At 65.2% G+C, this 24,654-nt stretch carries 21 protein-coding genes and 2 tRNA genes; 11 read left to right on the forward strand and 12 right to left on the reverse strand.

The window, feature by feature from the left end; all coding sequences use genetic code 11:
• The 3 genes from ACNPP0_RS23120 to ACNPP0_RS23130 form a co-directional block, all read right to left on the reverse strand.
• The coding region (locus ACNPP0_RS23120; protein ID WP_448707107.1) for a GTPase/DUF3482 domain-containing protein at positions 1 to 872 on the reverse strand (872 nt) is incomplete at its 3' end.
• Complete coding sequence (locus ACNPP0_RS23125; RefSeq protein ID WP_448707108.1) at positions 865 to 2,370, reverse strand: DUF2868 domain-containing protein; 1,506 nt, start codon at positions 2,368 to 2,370, stop codon at positions 865 to 867. The genes ACNPP0_RS23125 and ACNPP0_RS23120, both read right to left, overlap by 8 nt.
• Before the next feature lie 133 nt (positions 2,371 to 2,503).
• Positions 2,504 to 3,394, reverse strand: coding sequence for a helix-turn-helix domain-containing protein (locus ACNPP0_RS23130; protein ID WP_448707109.1), 891 nt, complete (start codon positions 3,392 to 3,394; stop codon positions 2,504 to 2,506).
• Between the two features lie 160 nt (positions 3,395 to 3,554).
• Here ACNPP0_RS23130 and ACNPP0_RS23135 point away from each other — a divergent pair, with 160 nt between their 5' ends.
• Positions 3,555 to 4,448 (forward strand): DMT family transporter, encoded by an 894-nt coding sequence (locus ACNPP0_RS23135; protein ID WP_448707110.1) that lies wholly within the window; start codon positions 3,555 to 3,557, stop codon positions 4,446 to 4,448.
• A gap of 74 nt (positions 4,449 to 4,522) precedes the next feature.
• Here the strand turns inward: ACNPP0_RS23135 and ACNPP0_RS23140 are convergent, their stop codons facing one another.
• The 5 genes from ACNPP0_RS23140 to ACNPP0_RS23160 form a co-directional block, all read right to left on the reverse strand.
• Positions 4,523 to 5,728, reverse strand: a complete 1,206-nt coding sequence (locus ACNPP0_RS23140) for an aminotransferase class V-fold PLP-dependent enzyme (RefSeq protein ID WP_448707111.1) — start codon at positions 5,726 to 5,728, stop codon at positions 4,523 to 4,525.
• Positions 5,729 to 5,752: 24 nt separating this feature from the next.
• Entirely contained in the window at positions 5,753 to 6,226 is a 474-nt protein-coding gene (locus ACNPP0_RS23145; protein WP_332609101.1) for a RidA family protein, read from the reverse strand.
• 153 nt (positions 6,227 to 6,379) lie between these two features.
• Complete coding sequence (locus ACNPP0_RS23150; protein ID WP_448707112.1) at positions 6,380 to 7,306, reverse strand: LysR substrate-binding domain-containing protein; 927 nt, start codon at positions 7,304 to 7,306, stop codon at positions 6,380 to 6,382.
• 164 nt (positions 7,307 to 7,470) lie between these two features.
• Positions 7,471 to 7,546 (reverse strand) — tRNA-Asn (locus ACNPP0_RS23155).
• 66 nt (positions 7,547 to 7,612) lie between these two features.
• Positions 7,613 to 8,413, reverse strand: coding sequence for an IclR family transcriptional regulator (locus ACNPP0_RS23160; RefSeq protein WP_448707113.1), 801 nt, complete (start codon positions 8,411 to 8,413; stop codon positions 7,613 to 7,615).
• Between the two features lie 194 nt (positions 8,414 to 8,607).
• Here ACNPP0_RS23160 and ACNPP0_RS23165 point away from each other — a divergent pair, with 194 nt between their 5' ends.
• The 3 genes from ACNPP0_RS23165 to ACNPP0_RS23175 all read left to right on the forward strand — a co-directional run bounded on the left by ACNPP0_RS23165 (position 8,608) and on the right by ACNPP0_RS23175 (position 12,510).
• A complete protein-coding gene (locus ACNPP0_RS23165) occupies positions 8,608 to 10,029 on the forward strand; it encodes an amidase (RefSeq protein ID WP_448707114.1) in 1,422 nt (473 codons plus the stop codon).
• A gap of 27 nt (positions 10,030 to 10,056) precedes the next feature.
• Positions 10,057 to 11,022 (forward strand): Bug family tripartite tricarboxylate transporter substrate binding protein, encoded by a 966-nt coding sequence (locus tag ACNPP0_RS23170; RefSeq protein WP_448707115.1) that lies wholly within the window; start codon positions 10,057 to 10,059, stop codon positions 11,020 to 11,022.
• A gap of 99 nt (positions 11,023 to 11,121) precedes the next feature.
• Positions 11,122 to 12,510 carry a GntP family permease gene (locus ACNPP0_RS23175; RefSeq protein WP_332609094.1) on the forward strand — a complete coding sequence of 463 codons (1,389 nt, stop codon included), beginning with the start codon at positions 11,122 to 11,124 and terminating at the stop codon, positions 12,508 to 12,510.
• A gap of 81 nt (positions 12,511 to 12,591) precedes the next feature.
• Here ACNPP0_RS23175 and ACNPP0_RS23180 read toward each other — a convergent pair.
• The 4 genes from ACNPP0_RS23180 to ACNPP0_RS23195 all read right to left on the reverse strand — a co-directional run bounded on the left by ACNPP0_RS23180 (position 12,592) and on the right by ACNPP0_RS23195 (position 15,714).
• Positions 12,592 to 12,667 (reverse strand) — tRNA-Thr (locus ACNPP0_RS23180).
• A gap of 99 nt (positions 12,668 to 12,766) precedes the next feature.
• Positions 12,767 to 13,801: a Gfo/Idh/MocA family oxidoreductase gene (locus ACNPP0_RS23185; RefSeq protein WP_448707116.1), complete on the reverse strand. Its 1,035-nt coding sequence runs from the start codon at positions 13,799 to 13,801 to the stop codon at positions 12,767 to 12,769.
• Positions 13,802 to 13,811: 10 nt separating this feature from the next.
• Positions 13,812 to 14,795 (reverse strand): inositol 2-dehydrogenase, encoded by a 984-nt coding sequence (gene iolG, locus ACNPP0_RS23190; RefSeq protein WP_332609092.1) that lies wholly within the window; start codon positions 14,793 to 14,795, stop codon positions 13,812 to 13,814.
• Positions 14,796 to 14,817: 22 nt separating this feature from the next.
• Positions 14,818 to 15,714, reverse strand: a complete 897-nt coding sequence (locus ACNPP0_RS23195) for a MurR/RpiR family transcriptional regulator (RefSeq protein ID WP_448707117.1) — start codon at positions 15,712 to 15,714, stop codon at positions 14,818 to 14,820.
• 272 nt (positions 15,715 to 15,986) lie between these two features.
• Here ACNPP0_RS23195 and ACNPP0_RS23200 point away from each other — a divergent pair, with 272 nt between their 5' ends.
• From ACNPP0_RS23200 to iolB, 7 genes are read left to right on the forward strand one after another with little or no spacing between them, the layout of a single operon-like run.
• The gene (locus ACNPP0_RS23200; protein ID WP_448707125.1) at positions 15,987 to 16,988 is read left to right on the forward strand and encodes a sugar ABC transporter substrate-binding protein; all 1,002 of its coding nucleotides are present in this window, start codon (positions 15,987 to 15,989) and stop codon (positions 16,986 to 16,988) included.
• Positions 16,989 to 17,005: 17 nt separating this feature from the next.
• Positions 17,006 to 18,142, forward strand: coding sequence for an ABC transporter permease (locus ACNPP0_RS23205; RefSeq protein ID WP_448707118.1), 1,137 nt, complete (start codon positions 17,006 to 17,008; stop codon positions 18,140 to 18,142).
• A 10-nt stretch (positions 18,143 to 18,152) separates the two neighbouring features.
• Complete coding sequence (locus ACNPP0_RS23210) at positions 18,153 to 18,938, forward strand: ATP-binding cassette domain-containing protein (RefSeq protein ID WP_448707119.1); 786 nt, start codon at positions 18,153 to 18,155, stop codon at positions 18,936 to 18,938.
• A gap of 7 nt (positions 18,939 to 18,945) precedes the next feature.
• Entirely contained in the window at positions 18,946 to 20,943 is a 1,998-nt protein-coding gene (locus tag ACNPP0_RS23215) for a bifunctional 5-dehydro-2-deoxygluconokinase/5-dehydro-2-deoxyphosphogluconate aldolase (protein ID WP_448707120.1), read from the forward strand.
• Positions 20,940 to 22,802 (forward strand): 3D-(3,5/4)-trihydroxycyclohexane-1,2-dione acylhydrolase (decyclizing), encoded by a 1,863-nt coding sequence (gene iolD, locus ACNPP0_RS23220; RefSeq protein WP_332609085.1) that lies wholly within the window; start codon positions 20,940 to 20,942, stop codon positions 22,800 to 22,802. The genes ACNPP0_RS23215 and iolD overlap by 4 nt, the downstream gene beginning before the upstream one ends.
• 13 nt (positions 22,803 to 22,815) lie before the next feature.
• Positions 22,816 to 23,754 carry a myo-inosose-2 dehydratase gene (gene iolE, locus ACNPP0_RS23225; RefSeq protein WP_448707121.1) on the forward strand — a complete coding sequence of 313 codons (939 nt, stop codon included), beginning with the start codon at positions 22,816 to 22,818 and terminating at the stop codon, positions 23,752 to 23,754.
• The gene (gene iolB / locus ACNPP0_RS23230; RefSeq protein ID WP_448707122.1) at positions 23,751 to 24,542 is read left to right on the forward strand and encodes a 5-deoxy-glucuronate isomerase; all 792 of its coding nucleotides are present in this window, start codon (positions 23,751 to 23,753) and stop codon (positions 24,540 to 24,542) included. The genes iolE and iolB overlap by 4 nt, the downstream gene beginning before the upstream one ends.
• Positions 24,543 to 24,654 lie beyond the last annotated feature (112 nt).

A 24,654-nucleotide genomic window follows, 5' to 3' on the forward strand; every position in this document is an offset into this window, starting at 1 on the left:
ACGGGCACGGCGTCGTCGGTGAAGTCAGCGGCGCGAAAGTTGTAGAGCGCCAGCAGCGCGTTCACGCAGGTCTGTTCGCGTTGGCGCACGTGGTCGCGCAACTGGCTGGACGCAGCGGCCAACGCGGTGTCGTCGCTGGGGCTTGCCAGGCGCAGCGCCGCCACGTCTATCAGCAGATCGGCCAGTAGCTCGTAGGCGCCGGCATGGCGTTCGCGGCGTTGCGCGGACAGGCTGTCGGACAAGCGCGCCAGCGCACCGGCATGGCGGTCCAGTAGCACGCCTAGCTTGGCGTACAGCTGCTGCTCACCGTCCAGCGGCGGGGCCACTGTGTCGAATTCCACAACCGCATGCAGGCCCAGCCGCGCCATGGCGCCGCGCCATTCATCCGCGCGGTGGGCGGGCGCATTCACGAAATTAAGCACCGGCAGCAAGGGCCGCCCGCAGGCCGCAAGAATGGAGAGCTCGTCCCGATGCTTGCCCAGCACGGGGTCGCGCGCGTCGATCACGTACAAGGCCGCGTCGCACTCCAGCATCTTCGTCAGCACGCGCGCTTCCTGCTCGAAGCGGCCGTGCGCCTCGGGTGTATCCAGAAAGCGCCGGATGCGCGCCGGACCGTCCAGCCGTTCATCGGGCCGGTCCAGGCGTTCCAGGTATTCCAGCAGCGCGATGCTGTCTTCCATGCCGGGGGTGTCGAACCATTCCAGCACGGCGCGGCCATCCAGGCGCAAACGCGCGCCTTCGACGTGGCGCGTCGTGCCGGGGCTGTCGGCCACTTCGCCAAAGGTGGTGTCGCGCGTCAGGGTGCGCAGCAGCGAGGTCTTGCCGGTGTTGGTGTGGCCGACCAGCGCGATCTTGATAATGTCGTCAGCCATGGTCGGCCTGTAGCCACGTCAGCGGCGCGTTGGGCGTTTGCAAGATGGCGTCGGCGGGCAGGCCAAGCGCCAGCAGGCGTTCACGCCACAGTGCGGCGCGGGTGTTGTTGTTGACGTTATTGCGGCTGGCGTCGCTGCCGCCTTCGGAATTGTTATTGCCATCACCGCCCTCTTGATCACCGCTTGCGCGCGGAGCGATGAGCCAGACGGCCGTATGGCCCGCGTGGGCGGATAGTTCGGCGATCAACGACAGGGTGCCGCGATCCGGCGTTTGCCGCGCGTCGCAGGCGATCAGCAAACGCGATGCGGCCGCTTGGGCCAGCGCGTCCAGCACGCGATTGCGCTCTTCGCGCGTATCCAGGTTGCCCGCCATCTGCACGGCAGCGGGCAGGTTGGCGGGCGGCCAGGCCACGTCGCCCGGCAGTTCCAACCCCAACAGCACGGGCTGCCCCGCCAGGCCGGACAGCGGCGCGGACTGCATTCGCGGTTGGTGCAGCGCATCCACCGGGCGGTCGATGCCGGTGGACTGGGCGGCGGGTTCCAGGCGGTCGCGCAAGGGAGAAAAGCCTGCCAGCAAGGGGTCGATGCGCAAGCGACCCAGCGCCCGCAGCGTGGCGGCCACGCAAAGCGCGGCAGCCAGCAGCCGAGGCAGGATGCCGTAGACCACGACGACGCCGATCAGCCACAACGACCATTGCACCTGCGCGTCGGCGGACAGCGTCTGGCTGCCGTCGCTGGCGCGGATGACCGCCGCGTCCGGCATCGCAAAGCCCAGGTGCGCCGGCAACCAGCCGATGGCTTGCGTCAGCCAGACGAAGGTGTCGGGCGCCAGCAGCGTGGTGGCCCAGACAAAGCGGTAACTGGCGGTGGACAGCACCACCAGCAAGGCGGCCAGCGCGGCGCATAGCGCGGTCAACCACAGCAGATGGCTGACCGCGCCGAACAGCCAGCGCAACGCGCCCGCGCGCGCCAGCAGATTCAGAAAGGCCTGCGGCACCAGCGCGCTGTCGGGGCCGCGCGCCAGCTTGCGGGTGGCCCACAGCCATAGCCGTCCCAGGCCGGTGGCGGCGGTGGGCTTGAGCAGAAAGCTGGCCAGCCACAGCAGGAAGGTCAGCGCATGCAAGCCCAGCAATGCGCCCAGTGCCCACAGCACATTGACCGGGCGCGTGCCGTCACCCAGCGCGCCCAGCGCCACGGCGATGCCCGACATCAGGGCCAGCACGAACAACGCCGCCAGAATCGCCTGCGCGCTGCAGCGCCAGCCATCCACCAGCGGGCCAAGATTCTCGCGCTGTGCAAGCAGGTCGGCGCGGGCCAGGATGCGCGCAGGCAGATCGGTGTCCAACTGCCGTACGCGGCGCACGGCATCGGCGTCGTCCAGCGGACCCCAATGGGTTTCGCGCAGGCGGATGAGTTCGGCCAGCCAGTGCGCGCGCAACGGGCGGTGGCCGGCAGAGCCGGTCGGCAGGTCAAAAGCGCGAGAGGTCGAAGGCGGCATCGCGTTGGTAGGCGGCGCGGACGGACCGCGGTGTAAGGCCGCAAAGGGCGATGCGACATTGTAGACCTGCACCCTTGGCACACCTGGCGCATTCGGCGCACTCCATCGGCCCGTAAGGTCCGGCGACGCCGGTTCAGTGCTGGCGCCGGGCCTGCCGGTATTGGCCGGGCGTGACGCCGACGGCCTCGCGAAACACGCGTGACAGGTGGCTGGCATTGCCAAAGCCGCTGGCCTGGGCAACGCCGGCCAGGTCGCCCTTGCCGGTTGCCAGCAACCCGCGCGCATGCGCCAGCCGCCGCGCCCGCACCCATGCATGCGGCGGTTCGCCGAACGAGGTGTGGAACATGCGGGCGAAATGGTAGGTGGACAAGGCGGCCACGCCCGCCAGCTCGTCCAGCGTCAAGGGCGCATGCAGGTGCGCGTCGATGTAATCCATGATGCGCCGGCGCACGGCCGGGGCCAGCCCGCCGCGCGAAGGCTGCACCGTCTTGCGCGCCACGCCTTGTTGCAGCAGATGGTGCAACACCGTTTCGGCCGCGCTGCTGGCGGCCAGGCGGTCGGCGGGCTGCGCCCAGTCGGTGCCCAGCAGTTGCCGGCAAACGTCGATCAGCGATTCGTCCTGGATGTAGGTGCGGTCGCGCAATTCCAGCGTGCGCGGCTCGCAATCCAGGCGCATGACGGCTTCGCGTGCCAGGCGTTCGGGCGCAATGTACAGGTGCAGGAAATGCACGGTGTCGTTCATGCACCAGCGCGAATAGTGTTCGGCCGGCAGCACGCAGAACTTGCCGGCGCCGCCGTGCAGCGTGTCGCGGCCTACACGGAACGATTTGTCGCCGCCATGCAGGTATAGCGACAGCGTGTGGTGGCCGGGGGTGTCGTAGCCCAGCGTTTCGCGCGCGCTGCGGGCCCATTGCGAAATGGCGATGCCTTCGCCCAGGGCGGCGGCGCGTTCCAGCGTGGCGGTGGAACGCGACAAGGTGCGAAAGACGGAGAAGTCGGCCGGGGCCGAAGCGACGATTCCCATAGAAGCGAAATGCTACTGCGATCCCGCGCGCGCCGCGCGCGAGGCGGCATAAAAACCGCAAGATCCGGCAATCTCGCCATCCGCCGCCGGCGCACACTGGCGGCCAGACAAGCGGCCATCGCCGCGCGTACCGCGTCCCTTTTTCCTTGCCGATTGCACCGTGAATCTCTTCCTGTATTTCCTGACCGTCGTTATCTGGGGCACGACCTGGATCGCCATCAAGCTGCAATTGGGCGTGGTGGCCATTCCGGTATCGATCTTCTACCGCTTCGCGCTGGCGGCCCTGGTGCTGTTTGCGATGCTGCTGCTGAGCCGCAAGCTACAGAAACTGGATCGGCGTGGGCATTGGCTGTGCGTGGGCCAGGGGCTGTGCCTGTTTTGCTTGAATTTCCTGTGCTTCTACACGGCTACGCAGTGGATTCCCAGTGGTCTGGTGTCGGTGGTGTTTTCGGCGGCTACGCTGTGGAACGCGTTGAACGCCCGCCTGTGGTTCGGCACCCGTGTCGCGCCGCGCGTGATGCTGGCCGGCGCCATCGGCTTTTCGGGTCTGGTGCTGCTGTTCTGGCCCGAGCTTGCCGGTCAGGAGGCCAGCCACGAAACGCTGTTGGGATTGGGTTTTGCGCTGTTGGGCACGTTCTGCTTTTCCACGGGCAACATGCTGTCGTCGCTGCAACAACGCGCTGGCGTGCGGCCGTTGACCGGCAACGCCTACAGCATGTTCTACGGGGCGACGATCCTGCTGGCGGGTTGCTTGTTGGCAGGCCTGCCGTTTCAGTTCGACACGTCCGAGCAGTACGTCGGCGCCCTGCTTTACCTGGCGATTCCGGGGTCGGTGATCGGCTTTACGGCGTACCTGACCCTGGTGGGGCGCATGGGGCCCGCGCGCGCCGCGTACTGCACGGTGCTGTTTCCGGTGGTGGCGCTGGGCGTGTCCACGGTGGCCGAGGGCTACCAGTGGACGCCGCCGGCGCTGCTGGGGCTGGCGCTGGTGATGGTGGGCAACCTGCTTGTATTCACCAAGTGGACGCCGTTCATGCGGCGCGTGGCGGGATGAAGGCTGAGGGGTAATCGTTGGGGGTCCAGGTCCAGGTCCAGGTCCAGGTCCAGGTCCAGGCCCTGGCCCAGGCGCTACGGCGCCGCGCGCGCCACGTCGCGCAGGGCGTCCAGCAAGCGATCGATCTCGTTGTCGCTGGTCAACGGGCTGACCGACACCCGCGCAATGTGAGCCAGGCCACGCGCCTGCATGTCCAGCGGCGTGTACGGCACGCCATTGCTGCCGATCGTCACGCCTGCTGAAGCCAGCGCGCGCTGAACGTCGGCGGCGTTTCGCCCTTGCAGGTTGAACGAGATCAGGCTGGATTTTTCACGCCCCTGGTCCAGCACCGTCAGCCCCGGGATGGCGGCAAGTTCGGTGCGCAGGCGCTGGGCGGTGGCGTCCAGCGTGGCGCGGATCGAACCCAGGCCCAGCGCCAGTGCTTCTTGCAACGCATTGGCCAGGCCGCAACGCAGCGCCAAGGAGTTCTCGGCCGATTCCAGGCGGCCGGCGTCGGCGCGCAACACGGGGCGGCCGTCGGCATCCAGCGGCGCGGAATAGGTGTCGACGAAGGCGGGCGTCAACTGGTCCAGGAAGCGGCGCCGCACATACAACAGGCCCGTGCCTCGGGGGCCGCGCAACGCCTTGCGCCCCACGCCGCTCAAGACGTCACAACCTACCTCGGCGACATCGATGGGCAATTGCCCGACTGCCTGCGCGGCGTCCACGAAGTAAGGAATTCCGTGCCGGCGCGCCACGCGGCCGATGGCGGCGGCCGGGTTGATCAGGCCACCATTGGCGGGCATCCAGGTCAGCGCGATCAGGCGCACGCGGTCGTCCACCCTGTCAGCCAGCGCGTCGGGGTCCACGCAACCGCTGTCATCCGACGCTATGGTTTCGAGCACGGCGCCCGCGCGTTCGGCGTGCAGCCGCATGGCGGCCAGGTTGCCCCCCCATTCATGACGACCAACCAGGATGCGGTCGCCGGGTCGCCATGGGCCAAGCGCCGCGAAGGCCGCGCCCCAACCGGCGGAATTGCCGGTGGTCAAAGCAATTTCATCGGGCTGCGCGTTCAATAGCTGCGCGGCAAGCGTGCGCGCGTTTTCGGTCAACGCGCGCGAGGCCACCCCTGCTTCCATGGGGCCAAGCGTGGCCTCGCGTTGCAGGTGCTCGTGGATGGCGTGCAACGTGCCGCAGGACGGCAGCGACGAGCCGGCGTGATTGAAATGGACGCTGGTTTGGACGCCCGGCGTCTGGGCGCGCAGGGACTGGATGGTGGCGGCGGTCAGGGGGGCGGACATGGTCGATTCCGTTGGGCGCGGAACTCAGGCGGGGGTCAGGGCGACGACGGCTTCGATTTCCACCGACACGCCTTGCGGCAGGGACGCCACGCCCACCGCGCTGCGCGCATGGCGGCCGGCGTCGCCGAACACCTCGACCATCAGGTCGGAGGCGCCGTTTGCGATGGCGCTTTGGCGGTTGAAATCCGGCGTGCTGGCCACGAAGACACCCAGGCGCACGATGCGCGCCACGCGGTCCAGGCGGTCGCCCGTGGCGGCGGCGATCTGCGCCAGCAGCCCCAGGGCGGACAAGCGGGCCGCTTCGACGCCGTCGGCATCCGACACTTGGTTGCCCAGCTGGCCCAGGTATTGCGGCTTGCCACCCTTGCGCGAAATCTGGCCCGAGATGGTCAGCAGATTGCCCTCAAGGACGAAAGGCACATAGTTGGCGGCGGGCGCGGCGGCGGCTTCCAGGGTGTAGCCCAGTTCGGCCACGCGGCCGGAGATCGTACGGGTCATAGCGGATGTCCTGTGAAATGTCAGAGAGTCAAAAGCGGGAAGCCCAAAACCGCTGGACTCCAAGGCCGCTTTAAAAGCGTAACGCAGGCCCTGATGCTATCGGCCGCGCCGCCGCCTGACCAATCAATTCTTGTCGGCGACACATGAGTAAGACTAATGCGTCGCGAGGAAAGCCGGCTCGTCCGTTTGCGCCGCGTCCGTCAGCCAGTCGCGCAAGGCGGCTGCGGCGGGCTGCAACGCGCCACGTGGCGCGACAAACCACCAGCCGATGCGCGGATCTTCCAACATCGCGCCGGGCAGCGCCTGCACCAGCGCGCCGCTGGCCAGGTGCGGTGCGATCAGTCGGTGCCGACCCATGGCCAGCCCCTGCCCCGCCAGGGTTGCTTCCACCACGATGTTGTAGTCATGCAAGCGCACCGTCTGGGCACGGCCCAGGTCCATGCCGAAGCGGCGCGCCCACGCATCCCATTCAAAAGGCTGTTTGGCGTGCGAGGTCAGCAGCGGATGGCGCAACAGATCTTCAGGCGTGCGCGGGCGCTTGCGGCCGGCGATGCGCTGGGGGGCGCCAACAACCGACAGTTGCTCGGTCATGAGCAGGCGCGAGGCCACGCCGGGCCAAGAGCCGCGGCCATAGCGTATGGCCACGTCCACGTCGCCGCCGGCCACGTCGGCCAAGCCGATGTCGGGCAGCAACTGCAATTCAATGTCGGGATGCGCGGCGGCGAATGCGGGCAGGCGAGGCGCCAGCCAACGCGTGGCGAACGAGGCCAGCAAGCCCACCTTCAGCGTTACGCGCGCGGCGGCGGGCGCGCGTAGTTGGTCCGTACCCTGCCGCAACAGCTCGAACGCCGCGTGTACGTGTTCGAAATAGGCCTGGCCCGCGGGCGTCAACGCGACGGCTCGCGTGCGCCGCTCAAACAGCGCCACGCCTAACTCGCTTTCCAGCCGCTGGATGTGATGGCTGACCGCGCTTTGCGTGACGAACAGTTCCTGCGCGGCCAGCGAAAAGCTCAAGCGGCGCGCGGCCGCTTCAAAAGCGCGCAGGGAAACCAGGGCGGGCAGGGATCGCGTGGATCGCATGGTGGGGCAAGACAAGGCCGTCGACAGGGATGCGCGATTATCCTACGCACTCTTGGCTCAGGCACGCAGACGGCACGCCCCAATGCAAAAAGCCCGCAAACAAGTTGCGGGCTTTTTTAGGGGTACTGCAAGCGGTGCGGATACGGCATGCACTGCTGAAATTTTGGCTCCCCGAGCTGGGCTCGAACCAGCGACCTGCGGATTAACAGTCCGTCGCTCTACCGACTGAGCTATCGGGGAACAGGTAGAGGGGCCGAATTATGCACAAAAAATCGAAAGAATGCAAAGCGGCCACAGAAATTCTGTTCAAGCGTGCTGAATCGCGTGGGCGGTGCGCAAGAGTTGCGGCACGATATCGCGCAGCAGGCGGTCGCCGGGGTAGTCGTGGCGCGGCGCGCTGACGCTGATCGCGGCCAGCGGCACATCACGCGCGTCGCGTAACAGCACGGCCGCCCCAACCTGGTTTTGCAGCACCTGGTCTTCGGTCAACGCGTAGCCGTCAGCGCGCGCCTGGCGGATCAAATTCAGCAAGGCGACCGGGTCGGTCACTGTGCGCGGCGTAAACGCGCGCGGCGGCGCCTGATGCAACGCCCGCAAGATGGCGTCGTCGTCCTGCTGGGTCAGCAGCATGCGCCCGCCGCTGTTGCACCAGGCGGGCATGCGGCGACCCGGCAGCATCTCGGCCAGCGTCAGCTGACGGCTGGGCAGGCGCAGCAGATAGATCATGTCGGTTGCAACAAGCACGCTCATGTGCACGGCCAGCCCACAGCGATCGCGCAGCGCCACCAGATGCGGCGCGGCCATCGACACCAGCCGGTCGTTGCGCAAGAAGAAGTAGCCCAGCTCAACCACACGGGGACCCAGGCGATAGCGGCGAGATACCGGGTCCCTGGCCAGATAGCCCAGGCGTTCCCAGGTGTGCACGAAGCGCTGTGCGGCGCTTTTTCCCAAGCCGGTCAACGTGGCGATATCGGTCAACCCCAGGGAATCCGTGGCGTCCCGAAAGGCGTCCAGCACGCGCATTCCTTTTTCCAACGACGCGACAAACAGCGGGTCGTCCGCGTCGGGCGTGGCAGTGTTGGTCGGGTGTGCGATGCGTGTCGTCATGGCTGAGATCGGGGGGAAACGCGGGCGAGAACGGGCAATGGCGCGCGGGCCCGGCAAGGATTCAAGACGGGTCCGACGCTAGTTTCCCCGAATTGTCCGGGGGGCGAATAGCCACTATAAAGTTGATTATTCAATACTTTGTATCGCATAGCAATACACATGAACGCCCACACTCCACGTCGTTTTCCTTCCCCATGACGCATTCTTCATCGCTCTGCGAGGTGAGCGCCGTAGCGCTGCGCGCCGAAATCGCCGCCGGCCACGCCAGCGCGCGTGACGTCATGGCGGCCCACCTGGCGCGTATTGATGCGTGCAACCCCCACGTCAACGCCATCGTGACCGTGGACGCGGAAGAAGCCATGGCTCGCGCCGCGCTGGCGGACGAACGCCAAGCCCGGGGGGACGCGCTGAGTTTGCTGCACGGCCTGCCGATCGTGCACAAGGATTCGTTTCTGACGGCCGGCATGCGCACCACTTACGGCTCGCCGCTGTACCGCGATTTCGTGCCTGAGCGCGATAGCTTGATCGTCACGCGGGAACGCGCCGCCGGGGCCATCACGCTGGGCAAGAGCAATCTGCCGGAGTTCGGCGCGGGCTCGCAGACCTTCAATGCGGTGTTCGGCATCACCCGCAACCCTTACGATTTGCGCATGACGGCGGGCGGCAGCAGCGGCGGCGCGGCTGCTGCGCTGGCCGCGCGCATGACGCCGCTGGCCGACGGCACGGACATGGGCGGCTCGCTACGCAACCCCGCGTCCTTCTGCAATGTGGTCGGCCTGCGTCCTTCGCCCGGCCGCGTGCCGCAATGGCCCACGGCCAGCCCTTATAACGCGTTGACGGTGGCGGGCCCCATGGCGCGCACGGTGGCCGATGTGGCCTTGCTTTTGGCGGCCACGGCCGGACCGGACGCACGCGATCCCTTGGCGGTCGATCAGGACCCCGCGCGTTTCCTGGCCAGCCTGGAGCGCGACTTCAAGGGCGTGCGCATCGCGTACGCGCCCACGTGGGGCGGTCTGCCCGTGCAGCGCGACGTATTGCAGGTACTGGAAAGCCAGTTGCCGGTCTTCGCGGATCTGGGTGCGAAGGTTGAGCAGGCCTGCCCCGACTTCACTGGGGCCAACGACGCCTTCCAGGCCTTGCGCGCTCAGGTCTTCGCGATCGGCTACGAGGCCGCGTTGCGCCAGCATCGGCATCTGCTCAAGGACACGGTGATCTGGAACATCGAACTGGGCCTGACCCAAGCGCCCGCCGTCGTTGTGCAGGCCGAACGCGACCGCGCGGCCCTGTTCGCCCGCATGCACGCCTTCATGCAGACGCATGAATTCCTGATCGGCCCGGTCAGCCAGGTGGTGCCCTTTCCGGTGCAAGAAGAAACGGTCAGCCATATCGACGACACGCCGATGCACAACTACATCGACTGGATGCGGTCCGGCTATTACCTGTCGCTGACCGGCCACCCGGCGATTTCAGTGCCATGCGGCTTTACCGAAGAGGGCTTGCCGGTAGGCATCCAGATCGTTGGACGCTATCGCCAGGAACACGCGCTGCTGCAACTGGCGCACGCCTTCGAATCCGCCACACAGCATTGGCGCCGCGCGCCGGTGCTGCCCGACTGAGCAATTCAACAATACAAGGGGAAATCCATGAACAAAACGATATTGCGCGCGCTGGCCCTGTGCGTCCTGGCCGCCACGCCGCTGTTGGCCACGGCCGACACGTATCCGTCCAAGCCCATCACCTTGGTGGTGCCGTTTCCGCCGGGCGGGTCCACCGATGTGATCGGCCGCCTGTTCGCGGCCAAACTCGGTGCGCGCCTGGGCCAGACAGTGGTCATCGAGAACAAGCCCGGCGCCAACACCAGCATCGGCGCGGTGGCCGTGGCACGCGCGGCGCCCGATGGCTACACGCTGATGATCACTGGCGCGCCCACCTTCACGCTGAATTCGCTGCTGTATTCAAACCTGAACTACGACCCCGTCAAAAGCTACGAATACGTCGCCGTGGCGGGCAGCACGCCGTTCGTTATCCTGACCAATCCGCAATCCGGCATCGGCACGGTGGCGGACATCACCAGCAAGTCGGCCGCGCAGGCGCTTAGTTTCGGTTCGTTTGGCAATGGGTCCACGCCGCATATCGCCGGAGAATCGCTGGCCCAACGCACGGGCGCCAAGCTGCTGCACGTGCCCTATCGCGGCAGTGCGCCGGCGATGACGGATTTGATCGGCAAGCAGATCCCGCTGTCGATCGACACGCTGGTAGCCAGCCTGCCGCAGATCAAGGCGGGCAAGGCGAGAGCGGTGGCGTTGACGGGCAGCGCGCGGTCAACGCTGGTGCCCGAGGTGCCCACCGTCGCGGAAAGCGGCGTGTCGGGCTATGACTTCGAAACCTGGTTTGGTGTCGTCATGCCCAAGGGCACGCCCGCGCCCATCGTCAATCGGATGTCCAAGGAGATCCAGGCGGTGATGGCCGAACCCGATACCCGCGCCAAGCTGCAAGAGCTGGGTTTCGACGCCACGTACCAGGATCCGGCGGCGTTCCGCGCCAAGGTCGACAGCGAACTGGCGCGCAATGTCGCGGTCATCAAGGCGGCGGGAATCAAACCGGACTGAGCGCGCGGGCGCTGCAAGGCGCGGGGCGCGCGGCTTGCCGATCCCTTATCATGGCACCCAGAAGGTTCGCGACCTCTCTCGTCTTTACTGGGTTAATCCATGTCTTCGTTTGACATTCAATTGCTGCTCACCGCCCTGGTGAGCGTCTTGGTGCTGGTCGCCCTCATCGTCTCGCGCATTCGCATGCATCCGCTGCTGGCGCTGTTGATCGTTTCGATCGGTGTGGGTTTTGCAACGGGCATGTCGCCGGTTGCCATCGTTAAAAACCTGACCGACGGCGCCGGCAAAACGCTGGGCGCGGTGGGCGTGGTGATCGCGCTGGGTGCGATGCTGGGCAAGATCCTGGCGGATTCCGGCACGACGGAACGCCTGGCCAACGCCATCTTGCGGCGCACTTCGGTGCGCTTGATTCCGTGGGCCATGACGCTGGTGGCTTTTGTCATCGGCATTCCCATGTTCTTTGAAGTGGGCCTGGTCGTCATGCTGCCGCTGATCTTCAGCGTGGCGCGCAAGCTGGAAAGCCAGGAACGCTTCAAAGGGTCGGCTTACGTCTATGTGGGCGTGCCCGTCATTGCCGCGCTGGCCGCCATGCACGGCATGGTGCCGCCGCATCCCGGCCCGCTGACCGCCATTGCAACCCTGAAGACCACCGTGGGCCCCACGATGATCTACGGCTTTCTGGCCGCGCTGCCCGCGATGGTGCTGGGCGGCCCGCTATATGGGGCTTTCATCACGCCCCGCATGACGACGCGCCCCGATGAGGCGCTGCTGGAACAGTTCACCGTCACGCCGGAAAATGGCTCGGCTACCGCTGCGCCCAGCGTGGGCCTGGGCGTGCTTGCGGCCCTGCTGCCCGCGCTGCTGATGCTGGTGCACGCCCTGGCCGAGATGTTGTTGCCCAAGGATTCCAGCCTGATGCACGTAGCCGCCTTCCTGGGCAATCCGTTGGTGGCCATGCTGCTGGGCGTATTGTTCGCCGCGGTCACGCTGGTGTTCATGCGTGGCGGTGACGCCGAGAAATTGCGCGACGGCCTGGGCAAGAGCCTGAAGCCCATTGCCGGCATCATGCTGATCATCGCGGGCGGCGGCGCCTTCCAGCAGGTGCTGACCAGCGCCAAAGTGGGCGACGCCATCGTGCACCTGACACACCAGTTCGCCTTCCCGCCGCTGATCCTGGGCTGGCTGATCGCCATGCTGCTATCGGTATCCACCGGCTCGGCAACCGTCGGCATCGTGGGCGCCGCGGGCCTGCTGGCCCCACTGGCCGGCGCCGACCCTACGCTGAACCTGCCCCTGCTGGCGCTATCGATCGGCTGCGGTTCGCTGTTCTTTAACTACGCCAACCACGCCGGCTTCTGGATGGTGAAGGAATCGTTCGGCATGACGATGGGCGAAGCGACAAAAACGATTTCGGTCGTGCAATCGATCGTGGCGGTGGTGGGCCTGCTGATGGTGCTGCTGTTCAACATGCTGCCGCCGCTGGGATAGGGGGCGGCGTTTCCTGGCGCCCGGAATAAAAAAACCCGACGAGAGATCGTCGGGCTTTTCTTGGAAACTACAGGGTGTTCATGGTGCCGGTGAAAGGAATCGAACCCTCGACCTTCTCATTACAAGTGAGCTGCTCTACCAACTGAGCTACACCGGCACGGCGTGCCGGGGCACGCGCAGGGACTGCATTGTAATGAATATTGCCGCGTTTGTAAGGTCAGCGGCCGGCTCGTGGATATCGGCTCGCCGACCGCCCTTATCGCGCTATGTCCTGAGGCTGGCCGTGGTGCAGCGACGCCGTGACGGCGCGGGCAATACGGGTTGCTTCGGTGGCGTCTTGCAGCGACAGCGGCGAGATGGCGCCCCTGCGGCAGGCATCCACGAACGCCGCGAGCTCGTGCCGGAAGGCGTCCGAAAACCGTTCGAAGAAATCGCCTGTGGCCTGATGGCGGACGCCTTGCCCATCGCTGCGCACGATGTGGTCGCGCGGCGCGCCTTGTCCAATGAGAAGCTTGCCCTGCGTGCCGATGATTTCGGTGTGTTGTTCGTGTCCATGCAGGAACGTGCGCGAGGCATAGAACACCGCACGGGCGCCACCCTCGAATTCGACAATGGCCATACCGTTGTCCACATCGCCCATGGCGGCCAGGCCCTCGTGAACCGCGATGGTGCCGCTGGCGAACGCGCGCGTGGCCTTGGGATTGCCCAGCATCCAGCGCGCCAGATCGATGTCATGCACACTGCAATCCATGAAAATCCCGCCCGACGTGGGCGCAAAGGCAAGAAAGGCCCCGTCCGGGTCAAGGCGGTCGCAGGTTTGAGAGCGCACGAGAAAAGGCCTGCCGATATCGCCCTGCTGAACACTGTCGAAGGCGCGGGCATGGCTGGGGTCGAAGCGCCTGACGAAGCCCACCATGGCGATCAGATCGGGCCGGGCCGATGCGGCCGCTTCGACCCGCAGGCAGTCCGCCACATCAAGCGCCAGCGGCTTCTCGATGAAGACATGTTTGCCGGCCTGGAGCGCGGCAATGGCTTGGTCCGCATGCATCGACGTGGGCGTGACCAACACGATGGCGTCCACATGTGGGTCGCGCAAAAAGGCGTTGAAATCGCTGTAAGTTTTTTGTACGCCGAGCTTGGCGCCGGCAAACGCGCGTTCGGCTTGGACGGGGCTGCACGCGGCCGTCAAGACGCAGTCAGGCGTATGAAACGCCAGGTTTTCGGCGTGTCTGCGCCCAAGCCGGCCCAGGCCGGCGATACCGACACGCAAAGCGGCTGTTGCGGTGCTCATGGTGGGTCTCTTAAAGTGCGACCGGCTGGCCGGTGGACAGGGATTGCGCGGCGGCATCTGCAAGCCGTTGCGCGGCGACGCCATCGGCGATCGTGGTACTGATCGAACCGCCCGTGCTCAGCTGCGTGAAGAAATGGTCCAATTCCAGGCGATAGGCTTCGCGGTAGCGTTGCAGGAAAAAGGGTTCGGGCAAGTCATGGTTGAGGCCCGCTGCCGTCCAATGCGCGACCTCGGTGGGGCGATGGTTGCCGCAGGCCAGCAAGCCGTCGGACCCCAGTATTTCGAAGCGCTGGTCGTAGCCGTAGGCGGCCCGGCGCGACGCGTTGATCTGGCACAGCTTGCCGCTCGCCGTGCGCAGTGTCACCGCGGCGGAATCGATATCGCCGGCCTCGGCAATGCGCGGGTCCGTCAGGCAGGAGCCGGTTGCGTGGACCATCGTGGCCTCTTCGCCGAACAACCAGCGAAAGACGTCGAAGTCGTGGATCAGCATGTCGCGGAAAATACCGCCCGATTGCCTCACATAAGAGGGGCTGGGCGCGCCGGGATCGCGACTGGTGATGATCAGCATTTCCGGCGTCCCGATCGCCCCGTTCGCCAGGCGATCGCGGGCAGAGGCGAAGGTGGGATCAAAGCGGCGTTGGAAGCCGATCATGCAACGGACATTTGCCGCTGCCACGGCGTCCTGGCAGCGAACCGCGCGTTCGGTGGACAAGTCCACCGGCTTCTCGCAAAACACGTGTTTGCCGGCCTGCGCGGCACGCATGATCAGGTCGCTGTGCGTGTCGGTGGATGAGCAGATCAGCACTGCCTGGATGTCGGGGTCGCGCAAGGCATCTTGTTCGCTTGCTCGGCGCGCGCCATGCCTGTCGGCCAGCGCATCCGCCAGGCCCGTGGCGGGATCGCACACCGTCGCCAATGTCAGGCCTGGCATGGCGGCCAGGTTGGCGGCGTGGATGGCGCCAATACGTCCAGCGCCAAAAAGTGCGACTTTCATTGTGCAACCTCCGCGAAAAGGGTCAGGGGCTGGCACGCGCTTGCGCGGCGCCGGTTTCGCTGGCGTCAAACCTCAATTCCAGTTTGTAGGCCAGCGCGATAAACAGGGATTGCACCAGGCTCATGGTGCTGGTCAGGGACCGAAACCCGAACGTGGAACTTTCCTGAACGACCAAGGTGGCGGCGGCCGCCTGCGCGATCGGGCTCATTTGACTGTCGGAAATGGCGATGACGCGAGCGCCGCGGGCCACTGCTTCCGTTACGGTGGCAACGGTTTCATCGGCATAGGGGATGAACGAAATGGCGATCATCACATCGCGCGCGCCCAAGCCGCGTAGCTGGCCTTCCTGCATGTGGCCCACTCCGCTCATCCAATGCACCGCCTTGCTAGTGTGTTGCAGCGCATAGGCCAGATACGCGCCCACCGGAAATGAGCGCCGCGATGCCACGATCCACACGGCGGGCGCTTCTTCCAGCAGGCTTACCGCCGCGTCGAAGGCGCGCGGGTCCAGGTCACGCGACAGGGCTTCCAGGCTGGCGATGCCCCCGCCGATGACCTCGTGCGACAAGGTCGACAACGAGAGTTTTTCGGGCGTGGATTCAATCAGGTCGCGGATTCGGTCCTGATAGCTGCGGCCCGGCGCAATTTGCTGCGTCATGCCATCGCGAAACAGCTGCTGCATGTCCGTGAATCCGGAAAACCCGAAATGCTTGGCGAACCGAACGATCGCCGACGGTTGCGCCAAGCATCGCTCTGCCATGTCCTGGATGCGGTCCAGGGCGACATGGTCGCGATTTTGCTCGATGTACCGGCCCACCGCCTTGAGTTGTCGACTGAGGCTTGGATATTGCTGCGAGATATCGCTAAGGAATTGTGCAACGGTGGTGTACGGGCAGGTCTTGGGCACGGATTTCGGCATGGCGGCTCGGGCGGGGGTCTTTGAGGCGAGGCGATAGAAAGAATTATAGAAAGCGCTAAGAATATTTAGAAAATTATTTCCATAGGGTTTTCGATGACAAATTAATTTCTATCCTGGCCTATCATGGCTCGCACATTGATCGGCCAGACGCCGGACGGGACGGGTTTGACAACACAAGCCCGCCCTCTTGCCGCAACGCCGCACGGAGAAGACAGATGACGTACCCGCGACCGACGCTGCACCGCAGGCTCAAACTCACCCTGAGCGCCTTCATGTTCAGCGCACTGCTGGCGGGCGCCACGCCAGCGGTGGCCGACAAATACGTCTTGATCAGCCATGCGCCTGACTCCGATTCCTGGTGGAACGTCATCAAGAACTCGTTGAAGCAGGCGGGGGACGATTACGGGGTGCAGGTGGATTACCGCAATCCCGCCACCGGGGATATCGCTGAAATGGCGCGGCTGATCGAACAGGCGGCCGCCGCCAACTATGACGGCGTGATGGTGACCATCGCTGACTTCAACGTACTGCAGCGCGCGTTGGAAAAAGTTCGCGCCAAGCGCATTCCGCTTATCACCATCAATTCCGGGTCGGCGGAACAGTCCGAGCGGCTGGGCGCCATCATGCATGTAGGGCAACCCGAGTACGACGCCGGTCACGCCGCGGGCCTGCGTGCCAAAGCGGCCGGTGTACAGCGTTTCCTTTGTGTCAACCACTACGCCACGAACCCGGTGTCCTTCGAGCGTTGCAAGGGCTTTGCCGACGCAATCGGTGCTGATTTCCGCGCCAGCACGCTCGATACGGGTGGTGTCGATCCCAGCGCGGTGGAGTCCAAGGTGTCCGCGTATCTGCGCCAACACCCCGACACCCAAGGCATTCTGGCGTTGGGGCCCGATGCCGCAGGCCCCACCCTGCGTCTGCTGGAAAAGGCCGGCCTGACGAACAAGATCTGGTTCGCCACGTTCGATTTGTCCGACGATATTGCTCGCGCCATCAAGGCCGGCACCGTGCAGTTCGCAATCGATCAGCAGCCCTTTCTGCAGGGTTACATCCCCGTGGCGGTGATGGTGAGGATGAAGACGGATCGCGCGCGAGGCGCCGCTACGGCGGATTCGGTTCAAGCGGCGCTAAAGGCTGATCCGAAGGCCGCCGCGCGCTTTGAGGAATACGGCGTGACGCCCGTGTACGGGCCCCGCCACATCAGCTCGGGCCCCGGCTTCATCACGGCAGGGAATCTCTCGAAAGTGGAGAAGTACGCCGGTCAGTATCGCTAAGCGCAAAGGAACACGACATGACAGAAAGCTCGGCAGCGATGGCGTCACCGGCCGACGAACGCGTGCAATCCCTGGCCTGGCCGCAGCGGCTACTGGGCCGCCCGGAAGCGGCGTCGGTGTCCGGGACGGTGGCGGTCTTTCTCATCTTCGGTCTGGTGGCCGGCAACTCCGGCATGTTCAGCGCCGAAGGCATTGTCAACTGGGCGACGGTGGCGGCCTTCATCGGCATCCTGGCCACAGGCGCTGCCTTGCTGATGATTGGCGGCGAATTTGACCTGTCCATCGGATCGATGATCGGCTTCGCGGGCATGGGGCTGGCCATCCCGGTGCTGTACTGGGGGTGGCCTCCTTGGCTGGCGTGTCTGTTCCTGTTCGGCCTTTGCATGGCCATTGGTGCGCTCAACGGGTTTCTGGTCATCCGCACGGGTCTGCCGTCTTTCATCGTCACGCTGGCGTTCTATTACATCCTGCGCGGGTTGACGCTGGCGTTGTCCACCCTGTTCACCGGCAAGACCATCATCAGCGCCAATGGGCCCTTGATCCTGCGTGACTTGCTGGAAGCGGACTGGCTCATGCAGACGCTGTTCCAGGGCTATTTGCTGACAGGCCTGTTCGACGGCCTGGCGACAGTAGGGTGGATCGATGCGCGCGAAGGAGGCGGTGCGCTGGCCATTGGTCTGCCCAAGGTCGTCGCATGGTGGCTTGGCGTGGCGGCAGTCGGCGCGTTTGTGCTGGCCCGCCCCCGATTTGGCAACGCGGTGCTGGCCGCCGGCGGGCACGCCACGGCGGCCAAGAACATGGGCATCCCCGTTGCGCGGGTCAAGCTCATCCTGTTCATGATCATGGCGTTCTGCTCGGCCTTGTTCGCTGTCCTGCAAGTCATGGACGCCGGCTCGGCGGCGGCCGACCGCGGCCTGCAAAAAGAGTTTGAAGCCATTATTGCGGCCGTCATCGGCGGCTGCTTGTTGACGGGCGGCTTTGGCTCGGTCATCGGGGCGGCGTTTGGCGCGGTGATATTCGGCGTCGTACAGATCGGCATTGGCTACACCAGCATCGACAACAACTGGTATCGCGTCTTCCTGGGCATCATGCTGCTGCTTGCGGTGGTGTTCAACAGCCTTGTGCGCCGCCGTGTCGCCGTGGCCGCGCGGTAAAGGAACCGCCATGAGCGAATACATCATTGAACTGGAAAGCATACGCAAGACGTTTGGCTCGGTGATTGCACTGAACGGCGTGACTTTTCAACTGCGTGCCGGTGAAGTGCATTGCCTGCTCGGCGACAACGGCGCCGGCAAGTCGACGCTGATCAAGACGCTGGCGGGCGTACACCCGCCGGATGAAGGACGCTACCTGCTGGATGGCAAACCCGCCCGCTTCACCTCGCCGCGCGATGCACTGAACGCCGGTATCGCCACGGTCTACCAAGACTTGGCGCTTGTGCCATTGATGAGCATCGCCCGGAATTTCTTCATGGGTCGCGAGCCCACGCGCCGTTGGTTGGGCTTGCTGCCGGTAATGGATCATCGCGGCGCGGCCAACACGGCGCGCGAGAAGCTGGGTGAAATGGGGATACGGGTGCGCGACCCGCATCAGGCCGTGGGCACGCTGTCGGGGGGTGAAAAGCAATGCCTGGCGATTGCGCGCGCCATGCACTTTGGCGCCCGGGTCCTGATTCTGGATGAGCCCACCGCGGCGCTCGGCGTCAAGCAATCAGCCAATGTGCTCAAGCTGATAGCCACGGCGCGTGAACGCGGCATCGCGGTCATTTTCATCACGCACAACGTCAATCATGCCTACCCCGTCGCCGACCGGTTCACGCTGTTGAATCGCGGCCGTTCGTTGGGTTCATACCGAAAAGACGCCATCTCCAAGGAAGAGGTTCTGGACATGATGGCGGGTGGGGCCGAGATGAAGGCCCTGATGCGTGATCTTGAAGGCGTGATCGTCTGAGGGTGCCATGAACCAACTATTCTTTCCCGAGGGACGCCGCTTTGACCTGGCTTGCCTTGGCCGTCTGGCGGTGGATTTGTATGCGCAGCAGATCGGATGCGCGTTGGAAGAGGTCTCGAGCTTTGCGAAATACCTGGGTGGCTCGTCTGCCAACATCGCCTCGGGCGCGGCGCGCCTGGGGCTGAGGTCCGCGATGATTTCCCGCGTGGGCGACGAACAGATGGGCCGCTTCCTGCTTGCGCAATTGGAAGGCGAAGGATGCGATGTCAGCCAGGTGCGCAAGGATCCGCAACGGCTGACGGGACTGGTGATGCTTGGCATCAAGGATCGCGATACGTTTCCGCTGCTGTTCTATCGCGAAAACTGCGCCGATATGGCGCTTGACTCGGACGACATCGACGCAGGATTCATTGCGCAATGCCGCGCGTTGCTGATCACGGGCACGCACCTGAGCACAGCAGGGGTGCGCCAGGCGTCCGTGCGCGCGTTGCAACTGGCGGCTCGGCATCGCGTGACACGCATCCTGGATATCGACTTTCGCCCGGTGCTATGGGGCTTGGCCGCCCGGGGCGATGGAGAACGCCGCTACGTGCCGGACGCTGACGTCAGCGTTCAGTTGCAGGCAATGCTGGCGCATTTCGATTTGATCATTGGTACCGAAGAGGAATTCCTGATCGCCGGCGGCGCGCCGGGAGACCTGATGGCCTCGTTGCGGACGGTGCGCGCACATTCGGCGGCCGTGCTTGTGGTCAAGCGGGGGCCTTATGGCTGCGCCATCGTGGTGGGCGACGTACCCGAGCATCTCGACGCCGCCCTAGTGGCCGAGGGTGAAAACGTGCAGGTTCTGAATGTGCTGGGGGCAGGCGACGCCTTCGCCGCCGGCCTGATGGCGGGCTTGCTGCAAGGCCGGGGCTGGCAGGAGTCGGCGCGCATGGCGAACGCTTGCGGGGCCATCGTGGTGTCGCGGCACGGCTGCGCGCCGGCGATGCCGACGCAAGCAGAACTGGACTACTGGCTGTCGGGCAATAAGTCTCGACGCCCGGACACGGACGCCACGCTGTCGCATCTGCATCGCGTGACCACGCCGCGTCCGGATTGGCACGAACTCTACGTGCTGGCGTTTGATCATCGATCGCAATTCTACGAGCTGGCCGCTCACCACGGGCGTACCCATGAAGACGTTGCCGCGCTCAAGCGTTTGATCGTGCGCGCGGTCGATGTGGTGGCCGAGGCCCCCGCCGTGCAAGGCCGCATTGGGGTACTGATCGACGACGTCTACGGCGACGAAAGCCTGCACGACTCCACCGGCCGAGGCTGGTGGGTGGGCAGGCCCATCGAACTGCCGGGCTCGCGCCCGCTGCGTTTTGATGGCGGCCGATCGCTGGCATCGCGCCTGCGGCAATGGCCTCGCGAACACGTGGTGAAGTGTCTGGTGCATTACCACCCCGATGACGATGCGCTGTTGCGCGTCGAGCAAGAAAACCAATTGCGGCACGTCTGGGAAGCCACGCGCCATAGCGGCCACGAACTACTGCTGGAGATCATTCCGCCCGACGAAATGCTCATGGGCGAACCGGCGGATGACGCCGTGCTGCGCGCGGTGCGGCGCTTGTACAACCTGGATATCCGCCCGGAATGGTGGAAGCTCGGCATGATGGAACCCGAGTCCTGGGAGGCGCTGGACCAGTTGGTGACGCAACGCGATCCGCATTGTCGGGGCGCCGTCATCCTGGGCATGAACCTGCCGGTGCCGGCCTTGCTGCACGGTTTCTCAGCGGCACGGGCACAAGTGGTAAAGGGCTTCATGATCGGCCGCAGCGTCTGGCACGAGCCTGCCGCAGCGTGGCTGCGCGACGAGATTGACGACACTGAATTGGTCGAACGCGTGGCCGCGGGCTTTCGCGCGTTGATCGCCGGGTGGCAACAAAGCCGTGCCGCCGTCAGCAGGGCGGTGGACGTGGGCGACGATCCCGCCTCGACGCCAGCCGAGAGGGCGGCGTCATGAGCGCCCGGCAAACCGTGCGCCTGACGATGGCGCAAGCACTGACACGCTATCTGGCCGCATTGCGCGTCCAAGAGCCGGATGGCTCGCTGACCCCGTATGTAGGGGGCGTATGGGCCATCTTCGGTCATGGCAATGTGGCGGGCATGGGCCAGGCATTGGCGGATACGCGCGATGCGTTGCCTGTCATGCGGGCTCACAACGAGCAGGCGATGGCGCATGCGGCCATCGCCTATGCCAAGGCGCATATGCGCCGACGCATCATGGTCGCCACCACGTCTATCGGCCCGGGCGCCACCAACATGGTGACTGCCGCGGCGCTTGCGCATGTCAATCGCCTACCGGTCTTGTTGCTGCCCGGCGATACCTTTGCCTCGCGCGCGCCCGATCCCGTCCTTCAGCAGATCGAGTCGTTTGATAGCGGCGATACAACGGCCAATGACGTGTTCCGTCCCGTGTCGCGCTACTTCGATCGGCTGGTCAGGCCCGAGCAGATCCTGACCGCTTTGCCGCGCGCCATCCAGGTCATGACGGATCCCGCCCAATGTGGACCCGCCACGCTGGCTCTGCCGCAGGATGTACAGACGCAGGCGTTCGATTGTCCGACTTCATTCCTGCAACCCGCACCCTTGCACTTCCTGCGTCCGCCCCCGGACGCGGGCGCGCTTCAACGCGCGGCGCAGGCCGTTCGCGGCGCCCGCCGTCCGCTGTTGGTGGTGGGGGGCGGTGCGCTCTATGCGCGGGCATCGCAGACGCTGGCCGCGTTTGCCACGACCTGTGGCGTACCCGTGGCAGAGACGCAAGCCGGCAAGGGCACGTTGGCATGGGACCATTCCTTGAACCTGGGCGCCATCGGCGTTACCGGGTCCCCTGCGGCGAACGCCGTTGCCGAACGCGCGGACCTGATCATCGCGGTGGGCACGCGCCTGCAGGACTTCACAACCGGCTCGAACGCGCTTTTCGGTGATACGCCATTGCTGTCCATCAACGTGCAGGCGCTGGATGCCGGCAAGCGGCGTGGCCAGGCTCTGGTGGCGGACGCTGCGCTGGCCCTGGCCCAATTGGGCCAGGCGTTGACGGGCTGGCGCGCCGATACCGACTGGACTGCTGATGCCCGACGGCTTGCTGCGCAATGGCGTGATCGGGTCCTGGCATTGACGACGGCGGTGCCTGAGGGCTTGCCCTATGAGGCCGACGTGATCGGTGCGGTGCAGTCCTCCGATGCGACATCGGCAAGCGATGACATTGTCGTGAGCGCCGCCGGCACGCTTCCCGCTGAGCTGCACAAGCTGTGGCGCAGCAGCCAACCCGGCGGCTATCACGTGGAATACGGCTATTCCTGCATGGGATACGAAATTGCCGGAGGCCTTGGCGTCAAGCTGGCCCGGCCTGGCAAGGAAGTCATCGTGCTGGTGGGCGACGGATCCTACTTGATGATGAATTCCGAAATCGCCACAGCGGCCATGTTGGGGATCAAGCTGATCATCGTGGTACTGGATAACCGGGGCTTTGGATGCATCAACCGCCTGCAGCGCGCCTGCGGCGGCGAAAACTACAACAACTTGTTGGATGACTGTGTCTTGCCCGCGGGCGTCGCGCCACGCATCGACTTCGCAGCGCACGCCCGCAGCCTGGGCGCACATGCCATGCACGTGCACGACGTGGCAGAACTCACGCAATGCTTGCGCGAGGCGCGCGCCAGTCCACACAGCACGGTATTGGTCATTGACACGTCGGCCTCGCGCACCACATCGGACGGCGGTTGCTGGTGGGAGGTGGCAGTGCCCGAAGTCTGCGACCGTGTTCAATCAAGGGCGGCCCACGCGGCTTACGTGGCCGATAAACGCCGACAGGAAATTTGAAGGAGCTGGCAACGTGAATGCAGAGACCACCTGGAACGTGCGCATTGGCGTCAATCCCATATCGTGGAGCAATGACGACCTGCCTTCCTTGGGCGGTGACACGCCGCTTTCCACCGCGTTATCTGAAGGCGCCAGAATCGGTTACGCGGGCTTCGAGCTGGGCAACAAATTTCCGCGGTCGCCACAGCACCTGAAAGCCGTGTTGGCCCAGCATGGCGTGGTGTGCGTGTCTGGCTGGCATTCCGGCAGACTGGCGCATCAGGGGCTGGACGCCGAAATCCGCGCCGGCGCGGTGCATATGGAAAAGCTGCGGGCGCAGGGTTGCAACGTGGTGGTCTATGGCGAGGTCGCCGATTCGATCCAGGGAAACCGCGGCACGCCGTTGGCCCAGCGGCCACGCTGGCGTTGCGACGCTTCATGGAACGACTATGGCAAGCGCTTGAACGCCTATGGCGCGCACCTGAAAGCGAACTACGGTCTGACCCTGGCGTATCACCATCACATGGGCGCCTATGTTGAAACAGCCGATGACGTCGATCGATTGATGGCGGTCACGGACGAGAACGTCGGTCTGTTGTTCGACACAGGACATTGCTATTTGGCGGGAGCCATCGCCGGCGAGGACATCGATGTGGTGGCTCGGTTGGCGCGGCATGCGGATCGAGTCGTGCATGTGCATTGCAAGGATGTGCGGCCCGGCATCGCAAGAGCGGCGCGCAACGAGGGCTGGTCATTCCTGGATGCGGTGATGAACGGCGTGTTCACCGTGCCCGGAGACGGGTGCATCGACTTTGGCGCGGTATTGGCGACGTTGCGCAATGCGGGGTACGAAGGCTGGCTTGTCGTTGAGGCCGAGCAGGACCCCGCCGTTGCGCCTCCCTACCAATATGCAAAGCTGGGCTATCAAACCCTGTCCGCCGTTGTGCGCGACCTTCAAGGAAATCAAGGATGAGCTTATTGATCAAGGCCACCGCGGAGGGCCGGCAAATCGTGGAAGTCACGCCGGCCAGCGCGGGGTGGAAGCATGTGGGGTTTCGCGCCGTGCGCATGCTGCCGGGCGAGGAAGAGCTGATCAGTACGGACGCGCGCGAATGCTGCATCGTGGTGTTGGCGGGCGAAGTGGACGTAAGCGTTGGCGCGCATTGCTATCGGGCACTGGGCAGCCGCGCGTCGGTGTTCGAGCCCGTGTCGCCATATGCCGTGTACGTGCCGCCGGGCAGGGGCGTGTCGATACGCGCCGTTGCCAATGCCGAACTGGGAATTTGCTTTGCCCCGGCGCTCGGGCGTCACCCTCCGCGCGTGATCGAGCCGATGGCGATGCAACGCAGGGTGCGTGGGCAAGGCAGCAATGCGCGGCACGTGTGCGACATCCTGCCTGAAACCGATGTGGCCGAACGCCTGCTGGTGGTTGAAGTGGTCACGCCGGCCGGGCATGCTTCAAGCTATCCGCCGCACAAGCACGACACGGCAGGCGTGGGCGAAACGCAATTGGAAGAGACGTACTACCACCGCCTGAATCCGCCGCAAGGGTTCGCGTTCCAGCGCGTGTACACAGATGATCGCAGCCTGGACGAGGCGATGGCGGTCGAAGACCATGATGTCGTGCAGGTGCCGCGCGGCTACCATCCCTGCGTCGCGCCCCATGGCTACGATCTTTACTACCTGAACACAATGGCGGGTCCGCGTCGGGAGTGGGCGTTTCGCAATGACCCCAGGCACGAGTGGCTCCTACAGACGTAAACCGGATCCGCTTGGTTGAATGGCGCCCGTGGCCGGACGCAGCTCTACGCACCCCTACCGCCGTTGCGTGGGATGCCTTGAATCGTGGATGTATCGGAAAGCAAAGACGGCG

The organism is Achromobacter semiaridum (genome assembly GCF_053543755.1).

Excerpts from the sequence above, each read along its gene's own strand:
- ACNPP0_RS23170 (WP_448707115.1), top strand. The coding sequence starts at position 10,057 with ATGAACAAAACGATATTGCGCGCGCTGGCCCTGTGCGTCCTGGCCGCC.
- iolB (WP_448707122.1), top strand. The coding sequence starts at position 23,751 with ATGAGCTTATTGATCAAGGCCACCGCGGAGGGCCGGCAAATCGTGGAA.
- iolD (WP_332609085.1), top strand. The coding sequence starts at position 20,940 with ATGAGCGCCCGGCAAACCGTGCGCCTGACGATGGCGCAAGCACTGACA.
- ACNPP0_RS23205 (WP_448707118.1), top strand. The coding sequence starts at position 17,006 with ATGACAGAAAGCTCGGCAGCGATGGCGTCACCGGCCGACGAACGCGTG.
- ACNPP0_RS23215 (WP_448707120.1), top strand. The coding sequence starts at position 18,946 with ATGAACCAACTATTCTTTCCCGAGGGACGCCGCTTTGACCTGGCTTGC.
- ACNPP0_RS23130 (WP_448707109.1), bottom strand. The coding sequence starts at position 3,394 with ATGGGAATCGTCGCTTCGGCCCCGGCCGACTTCTCCGTCTTTCGCACC.
- ACNPP0_RS23150 (WP_448707112.1), bottom strand. The coding sequence starts at position 7,306 with ATGCGATCCACGCGATCCCTGCCCGCCCTGGTTTCCCTGCGCGCTTTT.
- ACNPP0_RS23125 (WP_448707108.1), bottom strand. The coding sequence starts at position 2,370 with ATGCCGCCTTCGACCTCTCGCGCTTTTGACCTGCCGACCGGCTCTGCC.
- ACNPP0_RS23210 (WP_448707119.1), top strand. The coding sequence starts at position 18,153 with ATGAGCGAATACATCATTGAACTGGAAAGCATACGCAAGACGTTTGGC.
- ACNPP0_RS23185 (WP_448707116.1), bottom strand. The coding sequence starts at position 13,801 with ATGAGCACCGCAACAGCCGCTTTGCGTGTCGGTATCGCCGGCCTGGGC.
- ACNPP0_RS23200 (WP_448707125.1), top strand. The coding sequence starts at position 15,987 with ATGTTCAGCGCACTGCTGGCGGGCGCCACGCCAGCGGTGGCCGACAAA.
- ACNPP0_RS23195 (WP_448707117.1), bottom strand. The coding sequence starts at position 15,714 with ATGCCGAAATCCGTGCCCAAGACCTGCCCGTACACCACCGTTGCACAA.
- ACNPP0_RS23165 (WP_448707114.1), top strand. The coding sequence starts at position 8,608 with ATGACGCATTCTTCATCGCTCTGCGAGGTGAGCGCCGTAGCGCTGCGC.
- ACNPP0_RS23145 (WP_332609101.1), bottom strand. The coding sequence starts at position 6,226 with ATGACCCGTACGATCTCCGGCCGCGTGGCCGAACTGGGCTACACCCTG.
- ACNPP0_RS23160 (WP_448707113.1), bottom strand. The coding sequence starts at position 8,413 with ATGACGACACGCATCGCACACCCGACCAACACTGCCACGCCCGACGCG.
- ACNPP0_RS23175 (WP_332609094.1), top strand. The coding sequence starts at position 11,122 with ATGTCTTCGTTTGACATTCAATTGCTGCTCACCGCCCTGGTGAGCGTC.
- ACNPP0_RS23140 (WP_448707111.1), bottom strand. The coding sequence starts at position 5,728 with ATGTCCGCCCCCCTGACCGCCGCCACCATCCAGTCCCTGCGCGCCCAG.
- iolG (WP_332609092.1), bottom strand. The coding sequence starts at position 14,795 with ATGAAAGTCGCACTTTTTGGCGCTGGACGTATTGGCGCCATCCACGCC.